Below are 21,248 nucleotides of genomic sequence, written 5' to 3'. Positions count from 1 at the left end.
GCGTGTCCACGGCGGTGCGCGGCCGTCCACTCCGTATCGGCCAGGGCAGGCTTTCCATCCGGCTGGACATCCGGGCGACCGTGACGTGCGTCGTCATGCTCGCCACGGTCGTCGGTCTCGCCGTGTTCTCGATGACCACCGGCGACTATCCGCTGTCAGCGTCCGAAGTGGTCGCCACCATCCTCGGCGCGGGCCCGCCCGGTGCCGAGTTCATCGTGCTGGAGCTGCGGCTGCCCCGGCTGCTGGCGGCGATCCTGGTCGGCGGGGCGTTCGGGGTCAGCGGCGCGATCATGCAACGGCTGACCGACAACCCGTTGGGCAGCCCGGACATCATCGGATTCACCATGGGCGCGGCCACGGGCGCGTTGTCGGTGATCGTGCTGACCGGCGGCGGCATGCTCGCGGTCGCGGGCGGCGCGCTGGCCGGCGGGATCGTCACGTCCGTCCTGATCTACCTGCTGGCGTTCAAGCAGGGCGTGCAGGGGTTCCGGCTGGTCCTGATCGGCATCGGGATGAGCGCGATGCTGTACGCGGCCAACCAGTTCCTGATCACCCACGCGAGCCTGCGGGACGCCATCGCCGCGGCGGCGTGGCAGGTCGGCGGGCTCAACGGCCGCGGCTGGGAACACGTCGAACCGCTGGCCTGGGCGATGCTCGCGTTGCTGCCGTTCGCCGTGTTCTTCAGCCACCGGCTGGCGATCCTGCAGATGGGCGACGACGCGGCCAAGGCGCTGGGCGTCCGGGTCGAGAGCACCAGGTTTGTGCTGATCATGGTCAGTGTCGCGCTCGCGGCGATCGGCACGGCGGTCGCCGGTCCGATCGCCTTCGTCGCCTTGGCCTCGCCGCAGATCGCCCGCCGCGTCACGGGATCGCCCTACCCCGGGCCGATCTCAGCCGGCCTGATGGGCGCCTTGCTGTTGCTGGCAAGCGATCTGACGGTGCAGCACGCGATCTCAGACACCCAGCTGCCGGTCGGCATCGCCACTGGCGCGATCGGCGGCCTGTACCTCGCCTGGCTGCTCGCCCGCGAGTTCCGGCGCCGCTGACGTCCTGCCTGCCAGGCTGACCGCGATCGCGCCGAACGCGCCGACGAGCGCGAAAACGTAGAAGCCCCACGGGTAGGCGACGCCCACGGTGAGCAGCGCGCCGCCGACGATCGGGCCGCTGATCGCGCCGAGCCTGCCGATTCCCGCGGCCAGGCCCAGCGCGGTGGCCCGGTTGCCGTCCACATAGGTCCGTCCGACGTACGCGTACACCAGGACCTGGGCGCTGAACACGAAACACCCGGTGACGAACACCGCGATGTAGGCGCCCAGCTGCGGCATCTTCACGCTCAGCAAGGCCAGGAAGACCGCGGCCGCGACGAACCACAGGATCGTGGGACGCCGGATGCCCGCCTTGTCCGCGACGGCGCCCGCGATGACCAGGCCGACCACGGCCCCCACGTTGAGCGTCAGCAACAACGCCAGCGCCGCGCCGAGTTCGTACCCGGCCGACCGCATGATCTGCGGCAGCCACGTGTTCAGGCCGTACACCAGCAGCAGACCCATGAACGACGTCACGCAGAACGCGAGCGTGGCGCGCAGGTACCTGCCTTTGAACAACGATGTGACCGTGCCGAACGCGGTCCGTTCACGGGCGAGCGCCGATGTGGATTCCGGCAGGTACTTCACCATCAACGGGACGAGCACGAGCGCGGGAGCGGCGCCGATGACGAACATCGCACGCCACCCGAGGTCCGGGATCACCAGAATGCCCAGCAACGCGGTGAGAACCGCGCCGACGTGATAACCGGTCATCACCGTGGTCGTCGCACTGCTGGCGCGGCCGCGGCGGGCGTGCTCATTGACGATCGCGATCGCCGTCGGCAGACAGCCGCCAAGGCCGATCCCGGCGAGGAAACGGAACACCCCGAACAGGAAAACCGAAGGCGCGAAGGCACAGAGCAGCGTGAGCAACGAGAAACTGGTGACCGACACGACCATTGCCTTGCGCCTGCCCACGATGTCGGTCAACGCGCCGATGGTGAGCGCGCCGATCATCATGCCCACCAGACCGAACGTCGACACGGTCGCCGCACTGGCCGGGGTCAGTCCCCATTCCTTGGTGTCCAACAGGACCGGCAGCACCGTGCCGAGCACGACGAGGTCGAACCCGTCCAGCAGGACCGCACTCCAGGACAGGGATATCGCCCACCGGCTACCCGCACGCTCGGCCATGTCTCGCTCCATCGCGGTTGTCGAAGTTGCCGCGAGACGATAGGTGGCGGTTTGCCGGCTTTCAGCCCCGGCTTCCGTTCAGCGGAAGTCCAACGGCGGGGAAGTCAATCGGCGGTGAGCGGCTCCAGGTTGTCGTCCCGGAAGTTGCCGGCGGTCTCGATCCGGCCGCCGGTGGTGTCGAACGGGGCGAACCGCCAGGTCGGCACGATCCGGTTGCCGATCACGCGGACGCCGACCGGGAAACCGTGTCCCTGGCCGCGCACCTGGACCGCGAAGTTCCCACCGGCGAGCAGGTTGTTCTCGACGAGGAAATCGCGGGATTCGCCTTGTTCGGTGGCGATCCGGACAACGGCGTTCTTGCCGGTCGCGTCATTGACGAAAGTGTTGTGCCGAAGCACCACGTGCAGCGCGCCGGAGGACTGGATCGCGTCGTTGTGGCAGATCTCGCAACTGGCCAGATCGTGCACGTAGGAATCCTCGATCAGCACGTTGCCGCCCATGTGCGGGCCTTCGCCGAGGCTGTGGATGTTCACCCGGCGCAGTGTGTAGTTGTCGAACCCGACCGCGGCGTTCGTCGTGCCGGAATTCATCCCGTCGATCTCGGTGTCCTCGATGACCGCGTTGCGGAAACCTTCGTAGATCCGGATCGGGAAGTAACTGTCACACCGGACCCGGCTGCGTTTGATCCGGACGTCGTCGGCTTTGATGCTGACGCAGCCGCGGATGTCCTTGCCGTCGATCACCGCACCTCGCTCGGTGATCTGGAGCTCCGCGTCGGGGGTGAGATCGACGCCCGCCGTGGTCAGCTTGACGCCGGTCGGCTGCCAACCGGTATTGCCGGCGTGCGGAAAACCGCACTCGCGCAGAGTGTTGATGCAATTGGTCTTGATCGGCGCCGGTTCGGTCGCGGGTGGTGGTTTTCGCGTGGCGCCTGTCGTCGTCGATTGGGCGGTGGCCCCGGAAGGCGCGGGTGGCGCGGTCGATTCCGTCGACCATTCAACCGGGGGCGTGGTGGTCTCCGGCGCCGATGCCGCAATGGGATTGCACGCCGCGAGAGTGGTGCACACCGCGGCGATTGAGAGCAGGGTTCTCAGCCTGTCGCGCCGGTTGGGGAATAACTCGACCATCCGGCCTCCCGGTTTGTCGACAAGGCAGGGTCGAAGCCCTGAGTGTGAAGCGTACAGAATCCGTGTACACCCAGGATGGTGAATTCGACCTGACCGGTTGGGCGCCCTGTGCGGAACCGGCGCTGAGTCCGGGTGGCGCCGAATCCGCGCCACCCGCGCTTACTCGGCCGTGAGCAGGTCGACCACGTCGGCCATCACCTTGCGCCAGTGATCCCGCTGGCGTTCCCGTTCCTCCGGACCCACCATCCGCTCCTGGTGGAACGTCAGCCGCGTCTTGCCGCCGCTCGCCGAGATCGCGATCTGCACCGTGGTCTCGTGGTCCCAGCCGCGAGGCCGCCAGGTCAACCGGACCCGGTCCAGTTCATGCAAGCTGCGGACCTCGCCGACAGTGCCGTCCTTCGTCGCGTACGGCTCGCCCTTGGCCAGGGTGGCTCCTTCACCGAGCCACAGCGCGATCCCGGCCTGGCTCATGACCGCCGCCCACACGGCTTCCGGCGGGAACGGCAGCGTCTTGGACACCCCGATCTGGAAGCCCGCGTCCTTCGTCTGACCGATCACGACAACCCCTCCCGTTGTAACCGGTATAACCGGTAGTGAAACCGACTATACTGGTTACGTGTCCAGTCGAACAAGGGTCCTGACCGGCCTCGACGGCCAGCGCTACCACTTCGACCCCGGCGCGTTCTGCCTTGAGCTGCTGGTGACGGGCGGGCCCGGACCGGGCGAGGCGTACGAGATCCTCCACGAACCAGCCGACCTGGCCAGCTGGCTGCTCGACTCGCGCCTCAACGACACGGCGCCGGTTCGCCCCGAGGACCTCGACATCACGGCCGGGGACTTCGAGTACGTCGTGAGGTTCCGCAACACCCTGTGGTCCGTTTTCCCGGCCTTGGCCCACGGCCGGACGCCCGCGGCCGGTGACATCGAAGCGATCAACGACGCGATCGGTGACCCGCCGCGTCCCCGGATCGACCCGCAGACCCGGCTGCGCGGATGGGCCACCCCGGTCACCGGCAGGCAGATCGCGGCCCAGGCCGCCCGCGAGGCCGTCGACCTGCTCGACTCGCCCCGGCTGCGGGAATGCGCGGGCGACAACTGCTATCTGCTGTTCCTGGACACATCCCGGCCGGGAAGGCGGCGCTGGTGCTCAATGGAGCGCTGCGGAAACCGCAACAAGGTGCGGGAATACCGCTCCCGCTCCGGGGGAGCGCCCTGACACGCCGGTGGCCCTAAGGGTGTTCCCGGATGTCGGTCACGGTGGTGTCACGTAGAAATAACCCGTGTCCCCATCGAGAAGAGTGATGACGTTAGCCGCTGCCGTGGTTGTGGCCGTCCCGCTGATCGCGACCGCGAGCTCCGCGGACCAACGAGGATTCTCCGCCGTTGTGCGCTACACCGAGAACGGCATTCCGCACATCAAGGCGAATACCTTCTCCGGTCTGGGTTATGGCTACGGCTATGCCGCCGCGAAGGACAACGTCTGCCAGCTCGCAGACCTTTATGTCACGGTGAGTGCCCAGCGGTCGGAGCATTTCGGCCCCGACAAGCCGGCGGATCCGTCATTCGGCAACGCGTCGACGAACCTCGCCAGCGACCTTTACTACCAGCACGTCAACGACTCCAAGGTGATCGAGCAGCAGCTGCGGCAGCGGCCGCCGTCCGGGCCGCGCCAGGAGGCCAGGGAGATCGTCCAGGGCTACGTGGCCGGGTACAACCGGTTCGTCGCCGAGCGCCGGATCACCGACCCTGCCTGCCGCGACGCCGCATGGGTCCGGCCGATCGCCGAGATCGAGGTCTACCGGCACCTGCATGCCCTGGCCACGACGGGCGGCCTGGGAGGGGCGATCGACCAGATCACGTCGGCGACGCCCCCGGTCACCCAGAGCGAACCGGCCGCGATCCCGCCGGACGCGGCCGGCAAGGTGGCTGAGGCGCTGAACGTCCTCGAGGACATGGGCAGCAACGGGTTCGCCCTCGGCCGGGACGCCACGGCCAACGGCAAGGGTCTGCTGCTGGGCAACCCGCATTTCCCGTGGCACGGCGGCCGCCGGTTCTGGCAGGCGCAGATGACCGTGCCCGGCAGGCTGGACGTCTCGGGCGCGAGCCTGCTCGGCCTGCCGTTCGTGCAGATCGGCTACACCAAGGACGTGGCGTGGACCCACACCGTGGCCACCACGCGGACATTCGGGCTGTACCAGCTGCAACTGGTACCCGGTTCCCCGACGACGTATCTGGTCGACGGCAAGCCGGAGCAGATGACCAGCCGCAAGGTGGCCGTGCAGGCCCGTAACGCCGACGGCACTCTCTCCACAGTGGAGCGGACGTTGTGGTCGACCCGGTATGGCCCGGTGATCGGCCCGACGCTCGGTCTGCCGCTGAACTGGACGAGCACCACGGCGTACGCGATGCGGGACGCCAACTGGGGCAACATCCGTGGGCTCAACACTTGGTTCGACATCGCGCAGGCCCGTGACACCCGCGGCGTGGTCAAGGCGCTGTCGGACACCCTCGGCTCACCGTGGGTCAACACGATCACCACTGACCGGTCGGGCAACGCGACCTACGCCGACATCCAGGTGGTCCCGCACGTCACCGACGAGCTGGCGCAGCGCTGCAACACCCCGTTGGGCGCGGCGGTGTTCCCGAACACCGGGGTGACTGTGCTGGACGGCTCGAAGACCAGTTGCGCCTGGGGCAACGACCCGGACTCGGTGGTGCCCGGATTGTTCGGCCCGGCCAGGCAGCCACAGCTGACCAGGACCGACTACGTGGCCAACTCCAACGACAGCGCCTGGCTCACCAATCCGGCCGCCCCGATCACGAACTACCCGAGGATCATCGGCAACGTCGGCACCGAGCGCGGTCCGCGCACCAGGATGGCCATCACCGAGCTGACCGGCGAGCGGTTCTCCCGGCAGTCCATGCAAGACATGTTGTTCGAGAACCGCAGTTTTGTCGCCGACCTCGCCGCGGACGACACGGCAAAGATGTGCGACACGCTGCCGGATGTCGCGGACGCCTGCGCGGCCCTACGACATTGGGACAAGACGTACTCCACATGGAGTAAGGGATCTCTGCTGTTCGAGCGGTTCTGGATGAAGGTGCCGTCGGGCTCGTGGAAGGTGCCGTTCAACGCCGCCGACCCGATCCGCACGCCGAACACGTTGAACACGGACAGCCCCGCGGTCCGCAAGGCGTTCACCGACGCCGTCGCCGAACTACGCGCCGCGAAGATCCCGTTGGACGCGCCGCTGGGCCAGTACCAGTACGTGGTCCGCAACGGCGAGCAGATCCCGGTCCACGGCGCGCCGAACAACCTCGGCGTACTGAACATGCAGGTCCCGGTGTGGGATCCGGCGAAGGGCAACACCGAGCTGCTCCACGGATCCAGCTACATCCAGGCGGTGTCGTTCGACGGCGACCGTTGCCCGGATGTCCGGACGTTGCTCACGTACTCGCAGTCGACCGACCCGACCTCACCCCACTTCGCCGACCAGACGAAGTTGTACTCCCAGGGCGAGTGGGTCCGTGGCCGGTTCTGTGAGCACGAGATCGTGACGTCACCGCAGCTGAAGATCGTCCATCTGCGCGGCTGAGAACGGTGGTGGCGGAGCTTGCCGCTCCGCCACCATCTCAGGCGACCTTCAGGTGCAATCCGGTGCTCGCCGCGTGCCTGTCGACGAGCTGGGCCGTGTGCCAGCCCTGCGGCCGAAGCCCGGCCAACAACCGCGAACGAACCTCGGGCGACCGGCGCATGTGCCGCGCGAACGACCATTTGAGCAGCACACGCCCGCGCGCGACCTGACCGGCGAGCGCCTCGGCAGGCGTGCAGTCGATCCAGATGAAATGCCGATGCCGCCGAGTGATCGCGCCGATCACCGCGAACGCCGTCCGCGTCCCCGCACCCGTCGCCGGATCATGCAGCAACACCGGCCGCGGCGAGCACAGCACCGTCACCAGCACACGCGCGGTGTGCAGCAAATGCACAAGCGGCCGGTACCACCCGTACGGAACCGAACGAGGCAACAGCCGCGCCAGCAAGGACCGCATATGGTCGGTGTCGAGCACACAGATCGGCACGTTGGCCTGGGTACGTCGCAGCAGCGTGCTCTTGCCTGATCCTGGCAAGCCCGCCACGACGACCAGTGCCCGGCTCTCGACCGTAATGTCCATATTCGGACAACGTCGCAGTACGCCAGACAGTTCTCCGGCCGGCACCCGTTCGTCGGATTCCACAGCCCGGAACAAGGCGGATACTCGGCAGGTGGTCGGGAGGGCTGTCACCACACGGGGCTGGCGCCTGCGCCTCGTCATGCTCATTTTCGCCATCCCCGACCACGACATGCTGCACGGTGACGACGCGTCCAAGCCCGATGGACCACGGTATGGATGTGGCGAACCCGACTGCCGGGAATCGATTCCCGAAGCCATCTACCTGGCTGAGCGGCCGCTCGTCCGGACGTGCCCGAGGCATCGCCGCCGCAGGATGACCAAGAGGATCGAGTGACCCGTGGGAGCCGTCGACGATTTCACGAAAGAGACCATCAGCAGGCTGGGGCCGGGCGCGTACCTGGTGAACATCGTCCCGAGCGGGGCGTTCGTGCTGACGACATGGGCCTTGCTGGCCTCGGATCTCCTGCCGTGGGAACGTCCCACGAGCCCGGCGGCGGGATCCGACGCCGTGCTGCAGGAGGCGCGGGCCCTCGGCGCCTCGGGCTGGGTCCTGCTCCTGGTGGCGGTCCTGGTGGTCGCCGTGTTGCTGAGGCCCTTCCAGATCTCGGCGGTCCAGTTGCTCGAAGGCTACTGGCGGAGCCGGTTCGGCCTGCGACTGCTTGAGCGGCTGGCGGTGGAACGGCACGTCCGGAAGTTCGACGTGCACGAGGCATGGTCGAGGGTCCTGCCAAGGCACGGCTCAAGCGTCGACTTCCAAGAGGTCGCCCGGCACAGCCGGCGCGAGCACCGCCGTGCCCAGAAGGCGTATCTGGGCAGGCGGATTGTGAAGGCCTATCCGTTGGACCGGACGATCTTCCTGCCGACGAGGCTCGGCAACGTACTGCGGAGAGCGGAGACCACAGCGGGTGAACGGTATGGCCTCAACAGCGTGGTGACGTACCCGCGCCTCTACCCCCACCTGTCCACGCCGATGAACAACGCGTTGGCCAACAGGATCGACTTGATCGACACGGCTTGCACGTTTGTCATCGTCTTCGGGGCGCAGGCGGTCATTTCCGCGCCGCTGCTGTGGAACGTCGACGGATGGAGCTTGATCCCGGTGGCGTTCGTCGTCTTCGCCGCACTGGCGTATCGGGGCGCACGCACAGTCGCTGAGCGTTATGCCGAGTCGTTATGCGCCGCGTACGACTTGCACCGATTCGACATGCTGAAGGCGATGCACCGCAAACTCCCTCGTGATCCGCAGGAGGAACTGTTCGAGAACCAGGAGCTGTCGAAGTTCCTCGCGCAAGGCAAGCCATGGCCTGAGATCACCCAACGCGGGTGGTCATATGACCACCCGGCTGACGATCCAGCCGAACCACCCCGCCCAGGCCCATGACGTGAACTATCGCCAGCACGGGTTCCTGGTCGTCGGAGCCGTGTTTGGCGAACCTGGCCTCAGTCAGTTCGGTGAACTCCGCCGCCTCCTTGATCAACGACAGATCCGGGTACGTCCGGGCGTGGTCGAGAACACCATCGAGTGAGATCAACTTCGCGGCGGCCAACCTGCCGCCGACAACGGTCCAGTGGTCCGGCAGGGTGACCCTGACCTGCCCGCCCCAGCACGTGATCAACAGCTCGATGATGCCACGCTGGGGAGGGGCCGCGGCCCGCAGGTTCGCGGTGATCCGCACGCTGAGCACGCTCCGCAGAAAAAGCCGCTCCGGGCACAGTTCGTCGGACCGCAGACGCACCTTCCTGGGGAACAGGACAGCCGACCTTCGCATGACCGGGTCGGCGTTCGGTTGTTCCGTGCCTGCCCTGCGCATCAGAAACAGCCCTCCGCCCACGGTGATGATGCCGCCGCTCAGCGTCCACACCTCCGGACGCGGCGGGTCGAGGACCACGACGAGCCCGGCGACGATCAGGACCAACGGTCCCAGGAGGGCACCCGGTGGCGCAATCGCCGACAACAACGCGACGGCCCCGGCTGCGAGCAGCAGCCATCCGGCGTTGTCCAGCACCACTGTGCCCAGGCGCGCGAACCCGCCCGGCCCGGACGCGGCGAGAACGGAGCCGGCACTCACCGCGAGCAGCGCCAGCAGCACCTGCCACCTGGGCACGTCGGAGACTACTCGGCCGCGGGTGCCTCGATCCGCGGGAACAACGCCGGGGACTTGGTGACCTGCACGCCGGCCAAGCCTTCGAGCCAGTTCTGGGCACCCGGCACCTTGTCCGGCTCGGCGCCCAGCGTGCGCACGATCGTCTCGGCGGCCTGCGGGAGGAACGGCAGCAGCAACCGGCCGAGCTGGCGCACCGCGCCGGCCAGGTAGTGCAGCGTGGTGTCCAAAGCGGCGGCCTGTGCCGGGTCCTTCGCCAGGTGCCACGGGGCACGCTCGTCGACGTACGCGTTCGTCCGGCGGACCAGGTCCCAAATCCGGGCCAGGGCCTCGCGGTGGTCGTATCCGGCCATCGCCGCGACGGACGCCTGCTCACTGGCGGCCAGCTGCTCGGCCAGCGAACGCTCCGGGTCGCCGATCTCGGCAGGCTCGGGAACCACGCCGTCCCGGTACCGGACGGTCATGCTGGTCGCCCGCGACAGCAGGTTGCCCAGGCCGTTGGCCAGATCCGCGTTGTACCGGGCGATCAGCCGTTCCTCGCTGAAGTCGCCGTCGATGAACGGGGAGAACTCGGCCAGCAGGAAGTAGCGCACGGCGTGCGAGCCGAACCGCTCGATCAGGTCGGCCGGGTCGATCACGTTGCCGGTGGTCTTGCTCAGCTTCTGGCCCGACGCGGTGATGTAGCCGTGCACGACCACCTCGGTGGGCATCGGCAGGCCCGCGGACATCAGCATCGCGGGCCAGTACACGGCGTGGAACCGCGTGACGCCCTTGCCGACCACGTGCACGCGCTTGGCCGCGTCGACCCAGTACTTCTTGTACTCCTCGCCGTCCCGGGTCCAGCCCAGCGCGTTGGTGTAATTGGTCAGCGCGTCGATCCAGACGTACATGACCTGGTTCTCGTCGCCGGGAACCGAGATGCCCCAGCCGCGGGCCCGGCCGGTGGACCGGGAGATCGAGATGTCCTCCAGTCCCGACCGCACGAAGCTGGCGACCTCGTTGAGGCGCGATTCCGGGACCACCTTCAGCTCGCCGGACTCCAGCGCGGCCAGCAGCTTGTCCTGGTAGCTCGACAGCCGGAAGAAGTAGTTCCGCTCGCTGACCAAGTCGGGCACGGTGAAGTGCTCGGGGCACTTGCCGTCGACCAGTTCGGCGGGCGTGTAGAACTGCTCGCAGCCCACGCAGTACAGGCCCTCGTAGTCCTTGGCGTAGATGTCGCCCCTGGCCTCCATCCGGCGCCAGATCTCGATCGCGCCGTCGATGTGGTCGGCGTCGACGCTGGTGCGGATGAACCGGGACAGCTTGGTCTGCAGGTCGGCGGCCATCCGCTCGAAGAAGACGACGTTGCGGTCGACCAGTTCGCGCGCGGTGATCCCTTCCTTCTCCGCGGCGAGCACGTTCTTGAGGCTGTTCTCGTCCGAACCGCTCAGGAAGTAGACGTCCATGCCCTGGCTGGCCATGTGCCGCGCGTACGTGTCGGCCTGGCTGTACTCGAACGCGTGCCCGAGGTGCGGCTGCGCGTTCACGTACGGGATGGTCGTCGAGATGAAAGCGGCCTCGGCCATGATCTTCCTAACCCCTTGAGTGCCGGACACCCAAGCTTATCCACCTGCGGTTGGGTAGCCTCGGCCGGGCGAGCGCGAGGAGGCCGGTGTGATCAGGGAACAGGCTGGTCAGGTACTGGCCGCGAACCTGAGGGAGCTGCGCGGGCAGGCCGGTCTGTCGCTGTCGGAACTGGCCCGGCGCTCCGGGATCGCCAAGGGCACGCTGTCCCAGTTGGAATCCGGTACCGGTAACCCGACGATCGAGACTGTGTTCAGTTTGTCGAACGCTTTCCACGTCCCGGTGTCGAGCCTGCTGACCGAGCGTGCCGATCCCGGCGTGGTCCTGGTCCGCTCGGCGAACCTGGACGTGCTCAGCAGCAACGCGGTCGACCTGCGGTTGCTGCGGCGGGTGGACCTCACCGACACGGTGGTCGAAATCTACGACCAGCGGGTCCGGCCAGGCGCGGTCCAGCATTCGGCCGGTCATCCGGGATTCGAGCACGTCACAGTGACCGACGGTGTGTTGCGGTTCGGTCCGCCGGACGAGCCGTACGTCCTCGGCCCGGGTGACTACATCTGCTTCCCGGCTCACCGGCCGCACATCTACGAAGCGGTGGACGGCCCGGTGACCTCGGTCTTGCTGTTGCAGTACCCCTCCGGTTCGGCCGCCTCGTCCGTTCACCCCTAATGGCCCATTGGACGCGCCAGGGATCGGAGCTACCCTGCTGTCGTTCACTTTAATGAACGGTGGTGGTCATGCACCCGGACGTCGCGGTCGTCGGAGCGGGCATCATCGGCGCCGCCTGCGCCGAGGCGCTCAGCGCGGCCGGAATCCGGGTCACGGTGATCGACCGAGGCGCTCCGGCGAGCGGGACGACCGCGGCGGGCGAGGGCAACGTCCTGCTGTCCGACAAGCCGCCCGGCCCGGAACTCACGCTGGCCCAGGCCTCCGTCGCCCGGTGGCCGAAATTGCTGGCCACCCTCCGCGACCAGCTCGGACCCCAGTTGGCCGAGGTGGAATGGGACGCCAAGGGCGGCCTGGTGGTCACGCTGGAGGACCCGGGTGCGCTGGCCGATTTCGCCGACCAGCAACGGCGGGCCGGGGTACGAGCGCACCTGGTCACGGCAGCGGACGCGGTGGCGCTCGAACCGAACCTCACCCCGGACGTGGTCTCCGCCGTGCACTACCCGGACGACGCACAGCTCCAGCCCGTTCTCGCCGCCACGACGTTGCTGGCCGCGGTGAAGCACCGTGGCGGTGACGTCCGGGGCAACGTCACCGCGCTGGGCGTTCGACCTGGCGGGCTGCTCACGTCCGAAGGGCTCCTGCCATGCGGCGCCGTGGTCAACGCGTGCGGACCGTGGGCCGGTCAGTTCAGCGAACAGGCTGGAGCGCCGATCAACATCCAGCCGCGCAGGGGAGTGGTCCTCGTGACGAGCCACACCTCGTACACCGTGCGGCACAAGGTCTACGACGCGGACTACGTCGGTGCGGTCGAAAGCGGCGCGGCCGACCTGCAGACGTCCACAGTGGTCGAATCGACCCGGGCCGGGACGATCCTGATCGGCTCAAGCCGGGAACGTGCCGGCTTCGACGACACGTTGCGTGTCTCCGTTCTCCGCGAACTGGCGCGCAAGGCCGTCAGGCTGTTTCCGACCCTGACCAAGATCCCGATCATGCGGGCGTATGGCGGATTCCGGCCGTACGCGCCCGACCATCTGCCCGTGATCGGCCCGGATCCCCGAGTCCCGGGTCTCTGGCACGTGACCGGGCACGAAGGCGCGGGAATCGGCCTGGCCGCCGGAACGGGCCAGCTGTTCGCCGACCTTTTCCTCGGACGGCAGCCGATCGTCGACCCCGGACCGTTCCGAGTGGACCGCCCGGCGGTGATGACATGCACGTGACTGTCGACGGCGAGGAGGTGCCCGTACGGCCTGGTCAGACCATCGCGGCGGTGCTGCACACCTTGGGGCGCTCGCGGATCTTCTGCGGGATCGGCGTGTGCTTCGACTGTGTAGTCGAGCTTAATGACGTGCCGGATGTCCGTTCGTGTCAGCGGATAGCGGCCGACGGCGACATCGTGCGGACACGATCATGACTGTGGTCGTGATAGGCGCCGGACCTGCGGGTATCAGCGCGGCCCGAGCCGCGGCGGTCCGCGACGCAAGCGTGCTGCTGGTCGATTCCGGGCCTTCCGTAGGTGGCCAGTTCTTCCGCCAGCCTTACGACCGCCCGCGCACGCTCCCCGGCGTCGAGCATCTGCCGTCCACTGTGGTCTGGGCGGTCGAGGGACGCCGCGTGCATCTCCTCAGTGGCCCAGTAGACGGGCCAGACCGACGTGCCCGCACGGTCGACGCCGACGCGATCGTGCTGGCGACCGGCGCGTACGACCGAGTCGTCCCGTTCCCCGGTTGGGACCTGCGCGGCGTGTACACCGCCGGCGCGGCACAGATCCTGGCCAAAGAACAGCGCCTGCCCATCGGCAAACGCGTACTGGTAGCCGGGACCGGGCCGTTCCTGCTGGCCGTCACGAAGTCGTTGATGGACGTCGGCGCTTCGGTGATCGGCGTGCTGGAGGCGAACTCTCCGGCGCGGTGGCTGCGTACTCCGCTCGCCGGACGTCACAAGTTCGGCGAGGCGGCGCGGTATGGGGCTCTTCTCGCGCGCCACCGAATCCCATACCGGACCAGCACCGCAGTGGTCGCGGCGAACGGCGACGGCCATGTTCAGACGGCGACCGTCGCGCGGCTCGACAATGACTGGCATGTCGTCCGCACCGAGGAAATCGAGGTCGACGCGGTGTGCGTCGGCTACGGATTCACGCCGCGAACCGAGCTCGCGATCGCCGCGGGATGCGTCCTGGCGAACGGTTTCGTCCAGGTCGACATCGCCCAGGCAACGTCGGTTCCCAGTGTGTTCGCGGCCGGGGAGATCACCGGAATCGGTGGCGCGGACCTGGCTGCGGCCGAGGGGACCGTCGCCGGGATCGCCGCAGTCGGCGGCGACGTGCCGTCGGACACACTGCGGAAAGTGCGCCAAGGCCGCAGGTTCGCGGCAGCGATGGCCCAGGCGTATCCCATAAAGCCAGGGTGGCGCAGCTGGCTGGCCACCGACACCATCGTCTGCCGCTGCGAACGGGTCACCTACGGCGCGTTGTGCGATGCGGTCGAAACCAGGGCAGCGACCGGGGCCCGGACCGTGAAGCTGGTCAGCCGGGTAGGCCTCGGCCGCTGCCAAGGACGGACCTGCCTGCGCAACGCGGCCGACCTGACCGGAGTGCCTTTCCCCGAACGACGCCCGATCGCGGCACCGCTGCGGCTGGGCGAACTCGCAGCCGAGGAGGAAGAGTGACCGAGGAAAAGCTCGACGGCGTCATCGTCGCGACGGCGTTGCCATACGCGGAGGACGCGAGCGCACCGGCTGGGCTCCGAGTCGACCTGGACCGTTACGCCGACCACTGCCGGTGGCTGATCGAGAACGGATGTCGTGGCGTCGGCCCGAACGGCTCGCTCGGCGAGTACTCCTCGCTGACCGACGACGAGCGCCGTGCCGTCGCACGAACCGCCGTCGAAGCCGTGGGCGACAAGGGAATCGTCGTGGTCGGTGTGCACGGCGTCGGCTCGCACCAGGCGCGGCAGTGGGCCGAGGCCGCGGCCGAGGACGGCGCGGATGGCGTGCTGTGCCTGCCACCCACGCTGTACCGGGCGAACACCGGCGAGGTGATCAAGCACTTCGAGCAGGTCGCCGCCGTGGGCCTGCCGGTCATGGTCTACAACAACCCGTTCGACACCAAGGTCGACCTGACGCCCGCCGTGCTCGCGGAGATCGCCCAGCTCGACAACGTGGTCGCGGTCAAGGAGTTCTCCGGCGACGTCCGCCGGGTGACCGAGATCCGCGACCTGGCGCCGAACCTGACCGTGGTCGCCGGGGCCGACGACGTGCTGGTCGAGTCCGTGCTGATGGGCGCGACCGGCTGGTTCGCTGGTTTCCCGAACGTCTTCCCGGCCGAATCCGTGCGCCTGTTCACCCTTGCCCTGGAAGGCAAGCTGGCGGACGCCCGGGCGCTGTACGAGTCCCTGGTCGGCGCCTTCCGGTGGGACTCCAGGACCGAGTTCGTGCAGGCGATCAAGTTCGGCATGGACTTCGTCGGCCGTTATGGTGGGCCATGCCGGCCACCGCGTGGACCGTTGTCCGCCGACCAGCTTGCTGTGCTGGAGGCCGACATGCGCCGAGCGGTGGGGATGGCCTGAAATGCGCGCCACCCGTTACTTCACCGCGGTGGACTCGCACACCGAAGGCATGCCGACGCGCGTGATCACCGGCGGAGTCGGCGTGATCCCCGGCGACACCATGGCCGAGAAACGCGCCTACTTCGTCGAGCACCTCGATCACATCCGCCAGTTCCTGGTCAACGAGCCGCGCGGGCACGCCGCCATGAGTGGCGCGATTCTGCAGCCACCCACTCGACCCGACGCCGACACCGGAGTGATCTACATCGAGGTCTCCGGCTGCCTGCCGATGTGCGGGCACGGCACCATCGGGGTGGCCACTGTGTTGGTGGAGACCGGCATGGTCGAAGTCGTCGAACCCGTCACCACGGTCAGGCTGGACACGCCCGCCGGACTGGTCGTCGCGGAGGTCCAGGTGCGCGACGGCCATGCCGAGTCGGTCACCATCGAGAACGTGCCATCGTTCTCGCTGGAGCTGGACGCGGCCGTGACTGTGCCGGGGATCGGCGAGGTTCGCTACGACATGGCCTATGGCGGGAACTTCTACGCCATCCTGCCGGTCAAGGACCTCGACATCCCCTTTGACAAGTCCGAAAAGGACAAGATGCTCACGGCAGGCCTGCGCATCATGGCCGCGATCAACGCCGAGCGCCGTCCCGTGCATCCCGCCGATGCCCGAATCAGCGGTTGCAAGCACGTACAACTGGTGGCACCCGGTGGTGAACACAGCGACGCTCGCAACGCCATGGTCATCCATCCTGGCTGGTTCGACCGATCCCCGTGCGGCACAGGCACTTCCGCACGAATGGCGCAACTGTACGCCCGTGGCGAACTCGCCATCGGGCAGGACTTCGTGAACGAGTCCCTGCTCGGGACGACGTTCACCGGACGACTCAGCAGAAAGACCACCGTCGCTTCCGTCGAGGCGGTCGTTCCCACGGTCACCGGTCGCGCCTGGATCACCGGTATGGCTCAATACCTGTTGGACCCCACCGATCCTTTCCCGCGAGGTTTCACGCTGTGACCGGCCGCGGTAGTCCTCATCTACCGTGGTCAGCACTTCGTATGCTTTGGACAGAGGACAACAATGCACCGTCAGCGTAGCCAGATCCACTGACGCTGCAAGGCGATGAAGATCCACATCGTCGAGTTGTCCACAGGGCGCGAGTTATCCACAACGTGCACAACGTAATCCCTGTTGATCAACGTCCGCCGGTAGGCTGGGTTCGGGGTCGCCCCCCCGGGAGTGGTGGGGGCTGTCTGGGAGCGTTTGGGTTGTATGGCAGTTGTTGGCCTGTAACAGGTTCGGCTTGTGTGGGCGGCGGATGCCTTGTAGATCAGGGCTTTTCGGCTCGACGGTCTAGGCGGGCCGTCGGCTTTCGATAGGATCGGTGTGGCTCCGCAGGGCGGAGATGCACGAGTCATGCCCAGTGTCCGTCGTTGCGGAATCACGGGCAGATGAGCCGGAGGCGTACCCCAGAACTGGTAGGCCTTGGCGGTCGAGAACCGGAGGCAGGATCGAGCCGTTGGGATGAGATACGCCAGGAACCGAACGTCACATGGTCTCGGAGTCTGAGACCGTGGACCCGGTAAGGGTGATCCGTATGAAGAGGCCATGGTGAACGCGGCCACCCGCTCGTCGCCCCAACGGCCAGCAGTGCAAGGAACCGGCGCGCCCGAGCGTGGAGACCGTAAAGGACTCGGCGGCGTCCCAGTACGCGGCGACCGCGTGGCGCAACGTTCTGCTGCCGTGGTCGGCGCGCCATGGAGGCGGCCGAGTTGCCTCGATCGGCACTGTGCGACGCGAACCGAAGGGAACCTGTCGATGGCCAGTTGAGCGTCTGCCGGGTCCGGGGGAACGGCGAACAGGCCATCAGATTCGGAGCGCGGTCGAAAAACCGGCGACCGTGCCGCCTGTTGCTCGCTGAGCGGGTTAGCGGGGGTGGTATGGCTGTCCACGTTTGCGCGGAACGACGGGACGCGCCTAATCGCCAGGATGACGTTGTCACCACTTGCTGGCGATAAGGTCTGTGTCTGTTTCGGAGCAGCGCATTTCTGAGGCATTACTCCATATGGAGTAACCGACGGAGGGGTGTGGCCGTCGGAGTCGTCGATTCTTCGGAGTGTGAATTTTCTCGCCATCGATCGGAAGCCCCGGCCAAACCAGACAACTCGGCCGGCGCCGCGGCGTTCCGGAAGGTGCCCTGGACGGCGCGGAATTTCCCCGCAGTCCTCGCTCCGGTATCGGAGCGCACCGACAGCATGATCCATCGCCGACGACTGGTTGCCCGACCAGACGAACATCGCGCTGCCCGGAAGCGGCATGCTGGCGCGAACGCCACCTCGTCGTGCAACAAGGCCGTCGACCAGGCCCGGGGAATCCCAGGTCGAGGTGGGCATGCCCGATGTCAGGCGGTGTTTCCCGGGCGCTGCCGCGGCCGACCTTCATCGACGGACAACGCGCCCATGGTCCTTATTCGGGGTGTCCCGCTGAAAGCCCGAATTTCCCGCCATCACCGCCGGGTGGGCCCGGTGTCCTGTCCACCAAGCGGTGCTGACGGACGTCGGATCACCCGCGCTCGGCGTCAGAACTAGACTCTGAACGCAAACCTGCGAGCGTCCGGGTCGCAAGTCGAATGTCATTGGCACGACGCAGTTCGCCCAGGTCGGTCAAGTCGAACGCGAAACATGGCGGTTTCTCGCAGAACATCAACCTGCACGGCGTGCAGGGAACCTTCCGGGTGCCCGCACGGCGTTCATGTCAAGGGACTCGCGAGGGCCGACGGAAAACCCATCTGATGCATGTCAGGGTGTGCTCCGCCACGCCGGAACGCCAGCAGTTGCGAAGTGCCGGTAGTGACAAACTATAGTCTCGAGTAACTCCTGCGCCGGGTTGATTCCATCGGCGGGAGTTACCCATTGTCACCACTGTCGCAAATCGAGGTAACCTTTAATGGCTCAGAGGGTCACCGTCCAGTTGGTTGATGACCTCGACGGCACCGCCGCCGACGACATCAGCACCGTGAGCTTCGCGCTCGACGGCGTGAGCTACGAGATCGACCTGACCGAGGCCAACGCCGAGAAGCTGCGTGCGGGCCTCGAGGAGTTCGTCAACTCCGCACGCCGTATCGGTGGCCGTGTCAAGCGCGGCACGTCGCCGACCAAGCGCGCCGGTTCGCCCGCGAGCCGGGAGCAGACCAAGGCCATTCGGGACTGGGCCCGGCAGAACGGCTTCGAGCTTTCCGACCGCGGCCGTATTCCGGCCAACGTCATCGAGGCGTTCGAGGCGGCGCACACCAGCAAGGGCAAGAAGAAGGGCGAGCCGGCATTCTCGTCGTGATGCCGGTGCTGGAAGTGGCCATGGGGAGAGCCACTTCCACCTCCCGCCGGAAATCACCCGCGGCGGGGATTTCTGTCTGATTTTGTCAGCGCGTCCGAAGACCGTCGAAGGTGATCGCGCAGACCGCGTCGGCCAGCTCCTGGCCACCGAGCCCGCCTCTCGGGCGATACCACTCGATGAGCGAGTTGACGGTCCCGAACAGCAGTCTCGCCGTCACCGACGGGTCGATGTCCGGCCGGACGTCCCCCTCGGCCTCCGCTTGTTTCACCAGTTCGGTGACCAGCTGGTCGAACTCGCGCCTGCGGGCCAGTGCGGCGCGCTCGACCTTCGTGTTGCCCCGCACGCGCAGCAGCAGCGTGACGAACGGCAATCGCTCGACGAGCACATTGATACTGCCGCGGACCAGGAATTCCAGCCGGTCGATCGCCGGTCCGTCGATCGTCATGGCCTCGTCGGCGACCGCGAACAGGCCGTCCAGTGCCCGGTCGACCGAGAGGCGCAGCAGTTCGTCCTTGCTGGCCACGTGGTAGTAGATCGCGGATTTGGTGATTCCCAGCTTGCGGGACAACTCCTCCATGCTGGTGGCTTCGTACCCGCGTTCGTTGAACAGTTTGACCGCCACCGCGAGCAGCGATTCGAGGTCGTATCCGGGACGGCCGCGGCGGGTCATCGGTTGATCACCCTGCTGCGTCCCCGGAACTCCGCGATCACTTCGCCGTCTCGGTCCACGGTCACGTCATAAATCCCGCTTCGGCCGTAGCGCGTCTTTTCCACGGCGTGCGCTGTGAGAACATCGCCCGCACGCGCCGATGCGACGAAGGTGATGTCCGCTCCGGCGGCCACCGTGACCGGTCCGTGGCTGTTGCAGGCGAGCGCGAAAGTCGTGTCGGCGAGCAGGAAAACGTATCCGCCGTGGGCGATGTCGTGGCCGTTCACCATGTCCGGTGTGACGCGCATCCTGGTGACCGCGCGGCCGTCGGCTGCTTCGATCAGTTCGATGCCCAGTGCCCGCGACGCGGCATCCGCTTCGAACATGTCGTGCGCCGCATTCTGTGACACCGGATTCACCACCTTGCCAACTGACCGAATGGACGGTTGATAATAACGGGTATGGCCGAGGCATTCGTGGTTGACGGTGTCCGAACAGCGCAGGGCCGGTACGGCGGGGCGCTCGCCGGGGTGCGGCCGGATGATCTGGCGGCTCTCGTGGTGGCCGAAGCCGTCGGCCGGGCCGGAGTGCCCGCCGACGAGATCGACGAGGTGGTCCTCGGCGCGGCCAACCAGTCCGGTGAGGACAATCGTAACGTCGCCAGAATGGCGGTGCTGCTGTCGGGCCTGCCGCACACGGTGCCCGGCTACACGGTGAACCGCTTGTGCGCCAGCGGGTTGACCGCGGTCGCGTCCGCCGCCCAGGCGATCAAATCGGGCGATGCGGACATTGTGGTCGCCGGCGGTGTGGAGTCCATGACCCGTGCGCCCTGGGTGATGGCCAAGCCGGGCACGCCGTGGGCCAAGCCGGGGGAGATCGCCGACACATCCTTGGGGTGGCGCTTCACCAACCCCAAGTTCTCGGGCGGGACCACGCTTTCCATGGGCGAGACGGCCGAGGAAGTGGCCACTCTGGACGGCATCACCCGCGAGGACTCCGACGCTTTCGCTTTGCGAAGCCATTCGCGCGCGATCGCGGCGATCGACGCGGGACGCTTCGACCGCGAGATCGTGCCAGTGGCGGTCAAGGACGGCAGTACGGTGACTGTGGACGAAGGACCCCGACGCGCCACGACGCTCGAAAAGCTCGGCCAACTCAAAACCGTCTTCCGTAAGGACGGCATCGTGACGGCCGGCTCGTCGTCGCCGTTGTCTGACGGTGCCGCCGCGCTTGTGCTCGCGAGCGAGGCCGCCGTCGAGCGCCTGGGCCTCAACCCACGCGCGCGGGTTGTCGCCAGCGCCAGCGCGGGCGTTGAACCACACATCATGGGCCTCGGTCCCGTGCCCGCGACGGAGAAGGTGCTTGAGCGTACGGGCTGGCAACGCGACGACCTGACGGTCGAGTTGAACGAAGCGTTCGCCGCACAAAGCCTCGCGGTGATCCGTCGACTGAAGCTCGACGAGGAACGCGTCAACGCCGACGGCGGGGCCATCGCGCTGGGCCACCCGCTCGGCTGCTCCGGCGCTCGCCTGGTGGTCACTTTGTTGGGCCGCATGGAGCGCGAGAACAGCAACCGAGGCATCGCCACGCTGTGCGTCGGCGTGGGTCAGGGCGTCACGGTCGCGTTCGAGAAGCCCTGAGCTGACGGACGGCGTAAGCCTCGACAGCTGACGCCAACCAGTCAGGCAGAGCCTGATCCGCTTTTTCGGCCATGGCCCGCTGCCTGGGATCTGTCCGGTACATGGCGCCCATCGCGGCGTACGCCTCGGGTGTCGGTTGCCAGTAGTGCAGTAGGGAACTGGCTGATCCGACGAGCCTCGAACAAGCCGAGGAGAACATGCGGCGCGACGGTTTGTTGTGCCTG

22 protein-coding genes are annotated in these 21,248 nt (G+C 67.3%); 13 read left to right on the top strand and 9 right to left on the bottom strand.

Features of this window, described 5'->3' with window-relative positions; genetic code table 11:
- The first annotated feature begins 2 nt into the window (after nucleotides 1-2).
- Nucleotides 3-1,046 carry a FecCD family ABC transporter permease gene (locus tag GC106_RS17625; RefSeq protein WP_312872708.1) on the top strand — a complete coding sequence of 348 codons (1,044 nt, stop codon included), beginning with the start codon at nucleotides 3-5 and terminating at the stop codon, nucleotides 1,044-1,046.
- Here GC106_RS17625 and GC106_RS17620 read toward each other — a convergent pair.
- From GC106_RS17620 to GC106_RS17610, 3 genes are all read right to left on the bottom strand, one after another.
- Nucleotides 954-2,219 carry an MFS transporter gene (locus tag GC106_RS17620; protein ID WP_173131434.1) on the bottom strand — a complete coding sequence of 422 codons (1,266 nt, stop codon included), beginning with the start codon at nucleotides 2,217-2,219 and terminating at the stop codon, nucleotides 954-956. The two genes, GC106_RS17625 and GC106_RS17620, sit on opposite strands and share 93 nt — an antisense overlap.
- Nucleotides 2,220-2,323: 104 nt before the next feature.
- Nucleotides 2,324-3,346, bottom strand: coding sequence for a right-handed parallel beta-helix repeat-containing protein (locus GC106_RS17615; protein WP_173131432.1), 1,023 nt, complete (start codon nucleotides 3,344-3,346; stop codon nucleotides 2,324-2,326).
- A gap of 159 nt (nucleotides 3,347-3,505) precedes the next feature.
- Nucleotides 3,506-3,904, bottom strand: coding sequence for an SRPBCC family protein (locus GC106_RS17610; RefSeq protein WP_173131430.1), 399 nt, complete (start codon nucleotides 3,902-3,904; stop codon nucleotides 3,506-3,508).
- A gap of 58 nt (nucleotides 3,905-3,962) precedes the next feature.
- Between GC106_RS17610 and GC106_RS17605 the strand changes: the two genes are divergently transcribed.
- Together GC106_RS17605 and GC106_RS17600 are read left to right on the top strand one after the other, a co-directional pair.
- Nucleotides 3,963-4,562 carry a CGNR zinc finger domain-containing protein gene (locus tag GC106_RS17605; protein ID WP_173131428.1) on the top strand — a complete coding sequence of 200 codons (600 nt, stop codon included), beginning with the start codon at nucleotides 3,963-3,965 and terminating at the stop codon, nucleotides 4,560-4,562.
- 85 nt (nucleotides 4,563-4,647) lie between these two features.
- Nucleotides 4,648-6,942: a penicillin acylase family protein gene (locus tag GC106_RS17600; protein ID WP_173131426.1), complete on the top strand. Its 2,295-nt coding sequence runs from the start codon at nucleotides 4,648-4,650 to the stop codon at nucleotides 6,940-6,942.
- 37 nt (nucleotides 6,943-6,979) lie between these two features.
- On the opposite strand, the gene GC106_RS17595 is transcribed toward GC106_RS17600, so the two are convergent.
- Complete coding sequence (locus GC106_RS17595) at nucleotides 6,980-7,519, bottom strand: P-loop nucleotide/nucleoside kinase family protein (RefSeq protein WP_173131424.1); 540 nt, start codon at nucleotides 7,517-7,519, stop codon at nucleotides 6,980-6,982.
- Between the two features lie 91 nt (nucleotides 7,520-7,610).
- On the opposite strand from GC106_RS17595, the gene GC106_RS17590 reads away from it, so the two are divergent.
- Both GC106_RS17590 and GC106_RS17585 read left to right on the top strand, forming a co-directional pair.
- On the top strand, nucleotides 7,611-7,853 hold the full coding sequence (locus GC106_RS17590; RefSeq protein ID WP_173131422.1) for a hypothetical protein: 243 nt from the start codon (nucleotides 7,611-7,613) through the stop codon (nucleotides 7,851-7,853).
- A gap of 3 nt (nucleotides 7,854-7,856) precedes the next feature.
- Nucleotides 7,857-8,900, top strand: a complete 1,044-nt coding sequence (locus tag GC106_RS17585) for a hypothetical protein (RefSeq protein WP_173131419.1) — start codon at nucleotides 7,857-7,859, stop codon at nucleotides 8,898-8,900.
- Here GC106_RS17585 and GC106_RS17580 read toward each other — a convergent pair.
- Together GC106_RS17580 and GC106_RS17575 are read right to left on the bottom strand one after the other, a co-directional pair.
- Nucleotides 8,830-9,624 (bottom strand): hypothetical protein, encoded by a 795-nt coding sequence (locus GC106_RS17580; RefSeq protein WP_173131416.1) that lies wholly within the window; start codon nucleotides 9,622-9,624, stop codon nucleotides 8,830-8,832. The genes GC106_RS17585 and GC106_RS17580 overlap by 71 nt on opposite strands.
- A gap of 8 nt (nucleotides 9,625-9,632) precedes the next feature.
- Nucleotides 9,633-11,186: a methionine--tRNA ligase gene (locus GC106_RS17575; RefSeq protein WP_173131413.1), complete on the bottom strand. Its 1,554-nt coding sequence runs from the start codon at nucleotides 11,184-11,186 to the stop codon at nucleotides 9,633-9,635.
- An 88-nt stretch (nucleotides 11,187-11,274) separates the two neighbouring features.
- On the opposite strand from GC106_RS17575, the gene GC106_RS17570 reads away from it, so the two are divergent.
- The 7 genes from GC106_RS17570 to GC106_RS17540 all read left to right on the top strand — a co-directional run bounded on the left by GC106_RS17570 (nucleotide 11,275) and on the right by GC106_RS17540 (nucleotide 18,735).
- Entirely contained in the window at nucleotides 11,275-11,853 is a 579-nt protein-coding gene (locus GC106_RS17570; protein WP_173131411.1) for a helix-turn-helix domain-containing protein, read from the top strand.
- 68 nt (nucleotides 11,854-11,921) lie between these two features.
- Nucleotides 11,922-13,070, top strand: coding sequence for an NAD(P)/FAD-dependent oxidoreductase (locus GC106_RS17565; RefSeq protein WP_173131408.1), 1,149 nt, complete (start codon nucleotides 11,922-11,924; stop codon nucleotides 13,068-13,070).
- Nucleotides 13,061-13,264, top strand: a complete 204-nt coding sequence (locus GC106_RS17560) for a (2Fe-2S)-binding protein (RefSeq protein WP_173131405.1) — start codon at nucleotides 13,061-13,063, stop codon at nucleotides 13,262-13,264. The genes GC106_RS17565 and GC106_RS17560 overlap by 10 nt, the downstream gene beginning before the upstream one ends.
- Complete coding sequence (locus GC106_RS17555) at nucleotides 13,261-14,517, top strand: NAD(P)/FAD-dependent oxidoreductase (protein ID WP_173131402.1); 1,257 nt, start codon at nucleotides 13,261-13,263, stop codon at nucleotides 14,515-14,517. The genes GC106_RS17560 and GC106_RS17555 overlap by 4 nt, the downstream gene beginning before the upstream one ends.
- Entirely contained in the window at nucleotides 14,514-15,416 is a 903-nt protein-coding gene (locus GC106_RS17550) for a dihydrodipicolinate synthase family protein (RefSeq protein ID WP_173131399.1), read from the top strand. The genes GC106_RS17555 and GC106_RS17550 overlap by 4 nt, the downstream gene beginning before the upstream one ends.
- Before the next feature lies 1 nt (nucleotide 15,417).
- The gene (locus GC106_RS17545; protein ID WP_173131397.1) at nucleotides 15,418-16,419 is read left to right on the top strand and encodes a proline racemase family protein; all 1,002 of its coding nucleotides are present in this window, start codon (nucleotides 15,418-15,420) and stop codon (nucleotides 16,417-16,419) included.
- Between the two features lie 1,929 nt (nucleotides 16,420-18,348).
- On the top strand, nucleotides 18,349-18,735 hold the full coding sequence (locus tag GC106_RS17540) for a histone-like nucleoid-structuring protein Lsr2 (RefSeq protein WP_173131395.1): 387 nt from the start codon (nucleotides 18,349-18,351) through the stop codon (nucleotides 18,733-18,735).
- Between the two features lie 85 nt (nucleotides 18,736-18,820).
- On the opposite strand, the gene GC106_RS17535 is transcribed toward GC106_RS17540, so the two are convergent.
- On the bottom strand, nucleotides 18,821-19,405 hold the full coding sequence (locus tag GC106_RS17535; RefSeq protein ID WP_173131393.1) for a TetR/AcrR family transcriptional regulator: 585 nt from the start codon (nucleotides 19,403-19,405) through the stop codon (nucleotides 18,821-18,823).
- Nucleotides 19,402-19,770: a hydroxyphenylacetyl-CoA thioesterase PaaI gene (gene paaI, locus GC106_RS17530; protein WP_173131528.1), complete on the bottom strand. Its 369-nt coding sequence runs from the start codon at nucleotides 19,768-19,770 to the stop codon at nucleotides 19,402-19,404. The genes GC106_RS17535 and paaI overlap by 4 nt, the downstream gene beginning before the upstream one ends.
- A 75-nt stretch (nucleotides 19,771-19,845) precedes the next feature.
- Here paaI and GC106_RS17525 point away from each other — a divergent pair, with 75 nt between their 5' ends.
- Complete coding sequence (locus GC106_RS17525; protein ID WP_173131391.1) at nucleotides 19,846-21,024, top strand: thiolase family protein; 1,179 nt, start codon at nucleotides 19,846-19,848, stop codon at nucleotides 21,022-21,024.
- On the opposite strand, the gene GC106_RS48820 is transcribed toward GC106_RS17525, so the two are convergent.
- Complete coding sequence (locus GC106_RS48820) at nucleotides 20,999-21,223, bottom strand: TipAS antibiotic-recognition domain-containing protein (RefSeq protein ID WP_281368520.1); 225 nt, start codon at nucleotides 21,221-21,223, stop codon at nucleotides 20,999-21,001. The two genes, GC106_RS17525 and GC106_RS48820, sit on opposite strands and share 26 nt — an antisense overlap.
- Between the last annotated feature and the right edge of the window lie 25 nt (nucleotides 21,224-21,248).

Origin of the sequence: Kibdelosporangium persicum, from assembly GCF_013280595.1 — a bacterium.
GTDB classification, from domain to species: domain Bacteria; phylum Actinomycetota; class Actinomycetes; order Mycobacteriales; family Pseudonocardiaceae; genus Kibdelosporangium; species Kibdelosporangium persicum.
Note: the sequence above shows the minus strand (reverse complement) of the source record. Positions and strands in the feature narration are given on the sequence as shown.

What these genes read in the sequence shown, in the direction of transcription:
- GC106_RS17545 (WP_173131397.1), top strand. Translation starts at nt 15,418, where the DNA reads ATGCGCGCCACCCGTTACTTCACCGCGGTGGACTCGCACACCGAAGGC.
- GC106_RS17620 (WP_173131434.1), bottom strand. Translation starts at nt 2,219, where the DNA reads ATGGCCGAGCGTGCGGGTAGCCGGTGGGCGATATCCCTGTCCTGGAGT.
- GC106_RS17600 (WP_173131426.1), top strand. Translation starts at nt 4,648, where the DNA reads ATGACGTTAGCCGCTGCCGTGGTTGTGGCCGTCCCGCTGATCGCGACC.
- GC106_RS17575 (WP_173131413.1), bottom strand. Translation starts at nt 11,186, where the DNA reads ATGGCCGAGGCCGCTTTCATCTCGACGACCATCCCGTACGTGAACGCG.
- GC106_RS17535 (WP_173131393.1), bottom strand. Translation starts at nt 19,405, where the DNA reads ATGACCCGCCGCGGCCGTCCCGGATACGACCTCGAATCGCTGCTCGCG.
- GC106_RS17525 (WP_173131391.1), top strand. Translation starts at nt 19,846, where the DNA reads ATGGCCGAGGCATTCGTGGTTGACGGTGTCCGAACAGCGCAGGGCCGG.
- GC106_RS17615 (WP_173131432.1), bottom strand. Translation starts at nt 3,346, where the DNA reads ATGGTCGAGTTATTCCCCAACCGGCGCGACAGGCTGAGAACCCTGCTC.
- GC106_RS17595 (WP_173131424.1), bottom strand. Translation starts at nt 7,519, where the DNA reads ATGGACATTACGGTCGAGAGCCGGGCACTGGTCGTCGTGGCGGGCTTG.
- GC106_RS48820 (WP_281368520.1), bottom strand. Translation starts at nt 21,223, where the DNA reads ATGTTCTCCTCGGCTTGTTCGAGGCTCGTCGGATCAGCCAGTTCCCTA.
- GC106_RS17560 (WP_173131405.1), top strand. Translation starts at nt 13,061, where the DNA reads ATGCACGTGACTGTCGACGGCGAGGAGGTGCCCGTACGGCCTGGTCAG.
- GC106_RS17540 (WP_173131395.1), top strand. Translation starts at nt 18,349, where the DNA reads ATGGCTCAGAGGGTCACCGTCCAGTTGGTTGATGACCTCGACGGCACC.
- GC106_RS17565 (WP_173131408.1), top strand. Translation starts at nt 11,922, where the DNA reads ATGCACCCGGACGTCGCGGTCGTCGGAGCGGGCATCATCGGCGCCGCC.
- paaI (WP_173131528.1), bottom strand. Translation starts at nt 19,770, where the DNA reads ATGTTCGAAGCGGATGCCGCGTCGCGGGCACTGGGCATCGAACTGATC.
- GC106_RS17555 (WP_173131402.1), top strand. Translation starts at nt 13,261, where the DNA reads ATGACTGTGGTCGTGATAGGCGCCGGACCTGCGGGTATCAGCGCGGCC.